Origin of the sequence: Streptomyces pathocidini, assembly GCF_001418495.1 — a bacterium.
In the GTDB taxonomy this organism is placed as follows: domain Bacteria; phylum Actinomycetota; class Actinomycetes; order Streptomycetales; family Streptomycetaceae; genus Streptomyces; species Streptomyces pathocidini.
Map to the genome: position 1 here is coordinate 1 of NZ_LIQY01000189.1, position 8839 is coordinate 8839.

The window sequence follows — 8839 nt, forward strand, 5'->3', positions numbered from 1 at the left end:
CGGGGTCGGGGACGGTGGTCGAGGGGACCCGCGGGAGGGGGCGGGCGAGGTGCAGACGCCGCTGCTCGGCTCGGCCGCGGACGATCTGCTGATCGGCGACAAGGTGTGGTTCCGGCACGCGAAGGCCGGCGAACTGTGCGAGCGGTTCGACGTGTTGCGGCTGGTGGCGGGCGACCGGGTGATCGCCGAGGTGCCCACGTACCGCGGTGAGGGCCGCACCTTCCTCTGAGGCTCGGGGGGGCGGCCCGGATGAGCTCGGGAGGGGCGGCCCGGACCGTACGCCAGACCCGGACCCGTACGCCAGGCCCAGGCCCCCGCGTCAGACCGCTCCCCCGTCCGCGCCGGCGCGCAGCGGTGCGATGCCCTTGGTGATGCGGTCCATGTCCGCCGGGGGCGGGGCCTGGCCGCCGGCGTCGAAGCCGAAGCGGACCAGGACGAAGTCCTTGGTGACCGGGGAGGTGAAGACGAGGGACTGCACGTAGCCGCCCTGGCCGTGCTCGGTCTCGACCTTCCAGCGCACCAGGTAGCCCTTCTCCCCCGCGACCGTGACGGGGGTGGACTTCAACTCCTTGTGGCCGGTGATGCCGCCGTAGACCTCCTTGCCGGATTCGGGGTCCGCGCCGTAGGACTCCTCGGCGTTCTTCTCGATGTCGGCCTTGGCGATCTTCTCGGCGGTCCTGCCGCTGGAGAGGGCGGGGTGGCTGAAGGCGCCGCCGCGTACGCAGGTGACGTCGCGGTCGCCGGGGCACGGGTACGCGCCGGTGGTGACGGCGGCGCCGCCGGAGCCGCTGCGGCCCGCCCGCCAGCCGTCGAGTACGGGCAGGCTGATTCCGTTGACCTCGTCGGGCGCGGTCCTGGCGCCCTTGCCGGGGGCGGCGGGCCCGTCGCTCTCGCCGGGGCCCGGGCGGCGGTCGGAGCCGGCGCCCGGCTTGGAGTCGGCCGACTCGGCGCCGCCTTCGGTGGTGTTGAGCAGCACGATGCCGCCGACGATGGCCGCGACGAGGACGCCCGCGACGGCGGCGAAGGCGATCACCTTGCCGCGCGAGCCGCCGTCCCGGGGCGGCAGCGGCTCGTACCCCGGCTCGTATCCCGGGAACGCGGGGCTCTGGTGGAAGGTTCCCGGGTGCCGCGGGGGCCCGAAGTCCGGCTGCTGGGACGGTATTCGGGCCGTCACGGCGCCCTGCGGCTCGCGGGTGTAGTCGGTCCAGGCAGACCCGTCCCACCAGCGTTCGAGGAGGGGGCCGTGGCCTGGGTGCCCGGGGTCCGGGTACCAGCCGGGCGGTGTCGTCATGCTCACCCGCACACCCTAGGCCGTCGTGATCGGGCGAGTACACCGCGTCCACCGCCTCCACCGGTCCGCCGCGTCCACCGCGCGGGCCGGGCACCGCGCGGTTGCCCGGCCGCGCGGGGAGAGGGCCCCAGCCCACCTCGTTGGGAGCCCGGGTCGCGTCCGGCAGCGCGAGGAGCCGGTCCCGCCCGGCCCGCGCGGGGAGCGGGTCCTTCGCGGCCGCCAACTGCTCGGCCTTCTCAGCCCCGCCCGGCCCGCGCGGGGAGCGGGTTGCGTTAGAGCGGTGTGACGTACGCGCCCGCGATGCCGCCGTCGACGAGGAACTCGGCGGCGTTGACGAACGAGGAGTCGTCGCTGGCGAGGAAGGCCACGGCCGCGGCGATCTCCGTCGGCTCCGCGAACCGGCCGGCCGGGACGTGCACGAGGCGGCGCGCGGCGCGCTCCGGGTCCTTGGCGAACAGCTCCTTCAGCAGCGGGGTGTTGACCGGCCCCGGGCAGAGCGCGTTGACGCGGATGCCCTCGCGGGCGAACTGCACGCCCAGTTCGCGGGACATGGCCAGCACGCCGCCCTTGGAGGCGGTGTAGCTGATCTGCGAGGTGGCGGCGCCCATCTTCGCCACGAACGAGGCGGTGTTGATGATGGAGCCCTTGCCCTGCCGCCGCATGTACGGGATGGCGTGCTTGCAGCAGAGGTAGACGGAGGTCAGGTTGACCTCCTGGACGCGCTTCCAGGCCTCGATCCCGGTGGTGAGGATGGAGTCGTCGTCGGGCGGGGAGATGCCGGCGTTGTTGAAGGCGATGTCGACCGAGCCGTAGGTCTCGTACGCCGTCTTGAACAGCGCTTCGACCTGCTCGGAGTCGGTCACGTCGACCTGTACGAAGATGCCGCCGGTCTCGGCGGCCGCGGCCTTGCCCGCGCTCTCGTCGATGTCGGCGCAGACGACGTTCGCGCCCTCGGCGGCGAAGCGGCGTGCGGTGGCAAGGCCGATGCCGCTGCCCGCTCCGGTGATGACGGCGGTGCGGCCGGTCAGGCGGCGGCAGACTGGGGTCTCGGTCGTCACTGGCTCTCCTCGGTGCTGATGAACACGTTCTTGGTCTCGGTGAAGGCGGTCAGCGCGCCCGGGCCCAGCTCGCGGCCGAGCCCTGACTCGCCGAAGCCGCCGAAGGGGGTCCAGTAGCGCACGCTGCTGTGCGAGTTGACGGACAGGTTCCCGGCCGCGACGGCCCGGGAGACGCGGATCGCGCGGCCCACGTCGCGGGTCCACAGCGAGCCGGACAGGCCGTACCGGGTGGCGTTGGCCAGGCGTACGGCGTCGGCCTCGTCCTCGAAGGGGAGGACGACGGCGACCGGGCCGAAGATCTCCTCGACGGCCGCGGGGTCGTCCGGGGAGTCGGGCGCGAGGACGGTCGCCGGGTACCAGAAGCCCTTGCCCGCCGGGGCCGTTCCGCGGATCGCGGCGGGGGCGTCCTCGCGGACGTAGGACCGTACGCGCTCCCGCTGGGCGGCGGAGATCAGCGGGCCCATCCGCGTGGCGGGGTCCGCGGGGTCGCCCACCGTGAAGGCCTTGACCGCGGGCTCCAGCAGCTCCAGGAAGCGGTCGTACGCGCCACGCTGGACGAGGATGCGGGTGCGGGCGCAGCAGTCCTGTCCGGTGTTGTCGAGGAAGGCGCCGGGGGCGGCGGCCGCGGCCCGTTCGAGGTCGGCGTCGGCGAAGACGATGTTGGGGCTCTTGCCGCCGAGTTCGAGGGTCACGCGCTTGACCTGGTCCGCGCACTTGGCCATGATCCGCTTGCCGACGGCGGTGGAGCCGGTGAAGACGACCTTGGCGACGCCCGGGTGCTCGACGAGGGCGTTGCCCGCGACCGGGCCCTCGCCCGGGAGGACCTGGAAGAGACCCTCGGGCAGGCCTGCCTCCAGGGCGAGTTCGGCCAGCCGCAGGGCGGTGAGCGGGGTGGTCTCGGCGGGCTTGAGGAGGACCGCGTTGCCGGCCGCGAGCGCGGGTGCGGTGCCCCAGGCGGCGATCGGCATGGGGAAGTTCCACGGCGCGATGACGGCGACGACGCCGAGCGGTTCGTGGAACGTGACGTTCAGGCCGCCGGGGACGGGGATCTGACGGCCGTTCAGCCGCTCGACTCCGCCGGCCGCGTAGTCCAGCAGGTCGCGGGCGTTGCCCGCCTCCCAGCGGGCGTTGCCGATGGGGTGGCCGGCCTCGCGGACCTCCAGCAGGGCCAGTTCTTCCAGGTGCTGGTCGACGGCGGCCGCGAAGCGGCGCAGCTGCCGGGCCCGGTCCCCGGGGGCCAGCGCCGCCCAGGCTTCCTGCGCCTTGGCGGCGCGGGCGACGGCCGCGTCGACGTCCCGCGGCGTCGCCGCCGCGACCGTGGCGACCGGTTCCTCGGTCGCCGGATTGAGTACGTGAAGTTCGTGCAAGGTGTCTCCAGCGGTTGGCGCGGCCTTCGCGGCGCGCCGGCGGGGTTTGCGGTTTCGTGCGCGGCTGCGGGCGAGTGGTCGCATTGTGCCCACCTCCGCCGGAATTCGTCCGGGGGTGGACCTCCAGCCCGGCGGAACGCCTGCCCGCAACGCGACGGCGTCACATGCGCTCGAAGGAGCGGTAGCGCTCCCAGTCCGTGACGGCGGTGTCGTAGGCCTCCTGCTCGACGCGGGCCATGTTGAGGTAGTGCTCCACCACCTCCGCGCCGAACGCCGTGCGCGCGACACCGCCGTCGGCCCACAGCTCGCTCGCCTCGCGCAGCGTGGCGGGCACGTGCTCGGCGTCACCGTTGTACGCGTTGCCGGTGCAGGCCTCGGGGAGTTCCAGCTCCTGCTCGATGCCGTGCAGCCCGCCCGCGATCATCGCCGCGACCGCGAGGTAGGGGTTGACGTCCCCGCCGGGCAGCCGGTTCTCCAGCCGGTGGGAGGCGCCGTGGCCGATGACGCGCAGCGAGCAGGTGCGGTTGTCCGGGCCCCAGGCGACCGCGGTGGGCGCGAAGGAGCCGGGCCGGAAGCGCTTGTACGAGTTGATGTTCGGCGCGTAGAGGAGCGTGAACTCCCGCAGGGTGGCGAGCTGTCCGGCGAGGAAGTGCCGCATCAGCTTGGACATGCCGTACGGGCCCTGCTCGTCGGCGAGCACCGGCTGGCCGAACGCGTCGCGCAGCGAGAGGTGGATGTGGCAGGAGTTGCCCTCGCGCTCGTCGTACTTGGCCATGAAGGTGAGCGCCCGGCCCTCCTGGGCGGCGATCTCCTTGGCGCCCGTCTTGTAGACGGAGTGCTGGTCGCAGGTGGTGAGCGCGTCGGCGTAGCGGAAGGCGATCTCGTGCTGGCCGAGGTTGCACTCGCCCTTGGCGGACTCCACGACCATGCCGGCCGCGCCCATGTCGTTGCGGATGCGGCGCAGCAGCGGCTCGACGCGGCCGGTGCCGAGCACGGAGTAGTCGACGTTGTAGAGGTTGGCCGGGTTCATCTCGCGGTAGCCGCGCGACCAGGCGTCCTCGTAGCTGTCGTTGAAGACCATGAACTCCAGCTCGGTGCCCGCGTACGCGGTCCAGCCGTGCTCGGCGAGCCGGTCGAGCTGGCGGCGCAGCACCTGGCGCGGGGAGGCGGCGACGGGCGTGCCGTCGTGCCAGGCGAGGTCGGCGGTGAGCAGCGCGGTGCCGGGGTTCCAGGGCGTACGGCGGAGGGTCGCGGTGTCGCCGTGCATGGCGAAGTCGCCGTAGCCGCGCTCCCAGGAGGACATCGCGTAGCCGTCGACGGTGTTCATGTCGGCGTCGACCGCGAGGAGGTAGTTGCAGCCTTCGGTGCCGTGGTCGAGGACCTCGTCCAGGAAGAACCGGGCGGCGAACCGCTTGCCCTGGAGCCTGCCCTGCATGTCCGTGAAGGCGAGGACGACGGTGTCGATCTCGCCCGCTCCGACGAGCGCTCTCAGCTCGTCGACCGTGAGCGGGGGTGTGCGGTCTGCCACGGGATTGCCTCCTGTCGGTGCAGCCGGGAGGGCTTAAGGTAGTCCTGCAGACCTTTGATTGGGAAGAGGCTCCGATGGGCGACATACGCGACGCGGGTCCGGAGGATCTGCTGGCGCCGGTGCTGCGGCAGGTGCGGGCGGGCAACGGCTTCGAGGAGGCGCTGGAGCAGATCCTCCAGGTGCTGCGGCTCGGACTCGTACCGCCGGGTGAACGGCTGCCCGCCGAGCGGGAGTTGGCGGAGCGGCTCGGGGTGAGCCGGGTGACGCTGCGCGAGGTGCTGAAGGTCCTTCAGGACGAGGGGCTGCTGGAGAGCCGGCGCGGGCGGTACGGCGGCACGTTCGTGCTGGGGCGGCCGGGCGGCGCGCCCGCGGACGGCTCGGGGGACGCGCTGCGCCGGCGGGCCGGGACCGTGGACGTCGAGGACACGCTGCGGTTCCGCGAGGTGCTGGAGGTGGGCGCGGCCGGACTGTGCGCCGCGGAGGGCCTCGACGGGGAGGGGGCCGAGCGGCTGCGCGCGGCGCTGGCCGCGACGCACGACGCACCGCTGGCGGACTACCGGCGGCTGGACACGATGCTGCATCTGACGCTGGCCGAGTTGAGCGGCTCACCCTCACTGGCCGCCCAGTACGCGGCGGTTCGCGCCGCCGTCAACGATCTGCTGGACCGCATACCCCTGCTGGTGCGCAATCTGGAGCACTCCCAGCAGCAGCACACCGCGCTGGTCGACGCGGTGCTGGCGGGGGACGCGGAGGCGGCGCGGGCGGTGATGCGGGAGCACTGCGCGGGAACGGCGGCGCTGCTGCGGGGATTTCTGGCGTAGCCGCCACGGCGTAGGCCACCACCGCGTAGGCCGCCACGGCGTACGCCGCCACGACGCAAGCCACGACGGTGCGCAGGCGCCACCGTCGTACCCCGCCACCGCGCCGCCGCGACGCAGGTCGCCACCGCGTACGCCGGACGCTTTGCGAGCCCCTCGCCGAGGCCGTTTCGTAACCACCGTTTAACGCAAGGCCCTTGCGCGCGGCGACACGGCAGGGCAATGGTATGCCCCCACACCATTGCCTTTCCGCACGCTCAGGAGCGCCCCATGGCCGACGGCACGGAAACCCGCACCGCATCATCACCCCCCGGCGAGAGCGGCGCCGCCGCCGAGGCCGACGCGTATCTGGAGCGGCGCTCGCTGCGCCGCGGAAGCGCCGGCTGGCTGCTGCTGACCGGCCTCGGCGTGGCCTACGTCGTCTCCGGCGACTTCTCCGGCTGGAACCTGGGCCTGGCCGAAGGCGGCTTCGGCGGCCTCGCCATAGCCACCGTCCTCATGGGCGCGATGTACGCCTGCCTGGTCTTCGCGCTCGCCGAGCTGTCGGCCATCCTGCCCACCGCGGGCGGCGGTTACGGCTTCGCCCGGCGCGCGCTGGGCACCTGGGGCGGCTTTCTGACCGGCACCGCGATCCTCATCGAGTACATCCTGGCGCCGGCCGCGATCTGCATCTTCATCGGCGACTACGTCGCGTCGCTGGGTCTCTTCGGCCTGGAGTCCGGCTGGCCGGTCTACCTCGCCTGTTTCGTCGTCTTCATCGGCATCCACCTGTGGGGCGTGGGCGAGGCGCTGCGCTTCAGCCTCGTGGTCACCGCGATCGCCGTGGCCGCGCTGCTGGTCTTCGCGCTGGGCGCGATCACCGAGTTCGACGCGGGCGGCCTGAACGACATCCCCGTCGACGGCGGCGCCCTCGGGTCGAGCTCCTGGCTCCCCTTCGGACTCCTGGGCATCTGGGCGGCGTTCCCGTTCGGCATGTGGTTCTTCCTCGGCGTCGAGGGCGTCCCGCTGGCGGCCGAGGAGGCCAAGGACCCGGTCCGGTCGATGCCGAGGGCGCTGGCGATCTCCATGGGCGTCCTGGCGCTGCTGGCCCTGATCACCTTCCTCACCGCGACGGGCGCCCGCGGCTCGGCCGCGGTGCAGGACGCGGGCAACCCGCTGGTCGTGGCGCTCCAGGGCGACGGCGAGCCGACCGCGCTCAGCCGGTTCGTCAACTACGCGGGCCTGGCAGGCCTGGTCGCCTCCTTCTTCTCCCTCATCTACGCGGGCTCCCGCCAGCTGTTCGCGCTCTCCCGGGCCGGCTATCTCCCCCGCTTCCTGTCGCTGACCAGCGGCCGGAAAGCGCCGTACCTGGGGCTGCTGATCCCAGGCGCGATCGGCTTCGCGCTCGCCGCGGGCAGCGGCAACGGCGGCCGGATGCTGAACATCGCGGTCTTCGGCGCCACCATCTCGTACGCCCTCATGGCGCTGTCGCACATCGTGCTGCGCCGGCGCGAGCCCGAACTCCCGCGCCCCTACCGCACTCCCGGTGGCATCGCGACCTCCTCGGTCGCCCTGGCGCTGTCCCTGTCCGCGCTCGTGGCGACCTTCCTGGTCGACAAGGAGGCGGCGTTCATCGCGCTGGCGGTGTACGCGGTCGCGGGAGCGTACTTCGGCTTCTACAGTCGGCACCGTCTGGTGGCCTCGGCTCCCGAGGAGGAGTTCGCGGCGCTGGCCGCGGCCGAGGCGGAACTCGAACGCGACTGACTCACCGGACCGGTCGATTCGCGCGACCGGTCGGACCTCGAAGGGAAGCAACGTGGCCAAGCCGCTCATCGGCGTCAGTACGTATCTGGAGCCCTCCGTCCGCTGGGGTGTGTGGGATCTTCCTGCGGCGGTGCTGCCCGCCGGGTACCACCGGCTCGTACAGCGCTCGGGCGGCCTGGCCGCGCTGCTGCCCCCGGACGACCCCTCGCAGGCTTCGGCGGTCGTCGCCCGGCTCGACGGGCTGGTCGTCGCGGGCGGCCCGGACATCGACCCCGAGCGGTACGGGGCCGAGCCGCACCCGCGGACCGGCCCCGCCTACCGCGAGCGGGACGCCTGGGAACTCGCCCTGATCGAGGCCGCGTTGGCGGGCGGCACCCCGCTGCTCGGGATCTGCCGGGGCATGCAGCTGCTCAACGTGGCGCTCGGCGGGACGCTCGTCCAGCACCTGCCGGAGGAGGTCGGGCACGACGGGCACTGCGGGGCGCCCGGCGAGTTCACCCACCACGAGATCAAGCCGGTGCCCGGGACCCGGCTCGGCGAGGTGCTGCCGGAGGCGGTGTCCGTGCCGACGTACCACCACCAGGCCGTGGACACCCTCGGCCGCGGCCTGCTGGCCGCCGCCCACGCCGAGGACGGCACGCTGGAGGCCATCGAGTTCGCCGACGGCGACGGCTTCGTCCTCGCCGTCCAGTGGCACCCGGAGGCGGGCGAGGACCTGCGGCTGATGGAGGCGCTGATCTCGGCGGCGGGGTCGCTCTGAAGCGGCGGACTCAGTCCTTGCGGTCGGGGGCGTTACGCTGGCCGTGCAGCTGGTTCGCCCCGCCCGCCAGGCGGGAGCGTCGTAAGAGGGAACCCGGTGGGAATCCGGGACTGCCCCGCAGCGGTGAGCGGGAACGACCGCCGTCATACGCACTGGAAGGCCGAGGCTGGAGCCGAGGCGTCCGGGAAGCGACGGCCAGTAGGTGCCCGGCGGATACGCCGGGTGTGCCCGCGAGTCCGAAGACCTGCCACTGCCCGTGCCCCGGCCGGGGCAC

The 8839-nt window shown here is 73.3% G+C and carries 7 protein-coding genes, 1 pseudogene and 1 riboswitch; of the genes and pseudogenes, 4 read left to right on the top strand and 4 right to left on the bottom strand.

The genetic code is table 11. The features are described 5' to 3' along the window. Positions 1 to 229: pseudogene (locus AOK16_RS11015) on the top strand (amino acid deaminase/aldolase); the annotation flags it as partial. Positions 230 to 319: 90 nt separating this feature from the next. Here the strand turns inward: AOK16_RS11015 and AOK16_RS11020 are convergent. The 4 genes from AOK16_RS11020 to AOK16_RS11035 form a co-directional block, all read right to left on the bottom strand. After that, positions 320 to 1291 carry a DUF2510 domain-containing protein gene (locus AOK16_RS11020; RefSeq protein WP_055472073.1) on the bottom strand — a complete coding sequence of 324 codons (972 nt, stop codon included), beginning with the start codon at positions 1289 to 1291 and terminating at the stop codon, positions 320 to 322. Between the two features lie 272 nt (positions 1292 to 1563). Continuing rightward, the gene (locus AOK16_RS11025; protein WP_055472074.1) at positions 1564 to 2349 is read right to left on the bottom strand and encodes a 3-oxoacyl-ACP reductase; all 786 of its coding nucleotides are present in this window, start codon (positions 2347 to 2349) and stop codon (positions 1564 to 1566) included. After that, positions 2346 to 3716: an aldehyde dehydrogenase family protein gene (locus AOK16_RS11030; RefSeq protein ID WP_055472075.1), complete on the bottom strand. Its 1371-nt coding sequence runs from the start codon at positions 3714 to 3716 to the stop codon at positions 2346 to 2348. The genes AOK16_RS11025 and AOK16_RS11030 overlap by 4 nt, the downstream gene beginning before the upstream one ends. A 160-nt stretch (positions 3717 to 3876) precedes the next feature. Further along, positions 3877 to 5244, bottom strand: coding sequence for a glutamine synthetase family protein (locus AOK16_RS11035; RefSeq protein WP_055472076.1), 1368 nt, complete (start codon positions 5242 to 5244; stop codon positions 3877 to 3879). Positions 5245 to 5318: 74 nt separating this feature from the next. On the opposite strand from AOK16_RS11035, the gene AOK16_RS11040 reads away from it, so the two are divergent. The 3 genes from AOK16_RS11040 (at position 5319) to AOK16_RS11050 (ending at position 8565) form a co-directional block, all read left to right on the top strand. Further along, the gene (locus AOK16_RS11040; protein ID WP_055472077.1) at positions 5319 to 6065 is read left to right on the top strand and encodes a FadR/GntR family transcriptional regulator; all 747 of its coding nucleotides are present in this window, start codon (positions 5319 to 5321) and stop codon (positions 6063 to 6065) included. A 267-nt stretch (positions 6066 to 6332) separates the two neighbouring features. Beyond that, a complete protein-coding gene (eat, locus tag AOK16_RS11045; protein WP_055472078.1) occupies positions 6333 to 7805 on the top strand; it encodes an ethanolamine permease in 1473 nt (490 codons plus the stop codon). Between the two features lie 52 nt (positions 7806 to 7857). Next, entirely contained in the window at positions 7858 to 8565 is a 708-nt protein-coding gene (locus tag AOK16_RS11050) for a gamma-glutamyl-gamma-aminobutyrate hydrolase family protein (RefSeq protein WP_055472079.1), read from the top strand. Positions 8566 to 8597: 32 nt separating this feature from the next. Further along, positions 8598 to 8831, top strand: a riboswitch (cobalamin riboswitch). Positions 8832 to 8839: the final 8 nt, after the last annotated feature.

Bases quoted from the DNA above. Each gene is read 5' to 3' on its own strand.
- AOK16_RS11020 (WP_055472073.1), bottom strand. From the start codon at position 1,291: ATGACGACACCGCCCGGCTGGTACCCGGACCCCGGGCACCCAGGCCAC.
- eat (WP_055472078.1), top strand. From the start codon at position 6,333: ATGGCCGACGGCACGGAAACCCGCACCGCATCATCACCCCCCGGCGAG.
- AOK16_RS11040 (WP_055472077.1), top strand. From the start codon at position 5,319: ATGGGCGACATACGCGACGCGGGTCCGGAGGATCTGCTGGCGCCGGTG.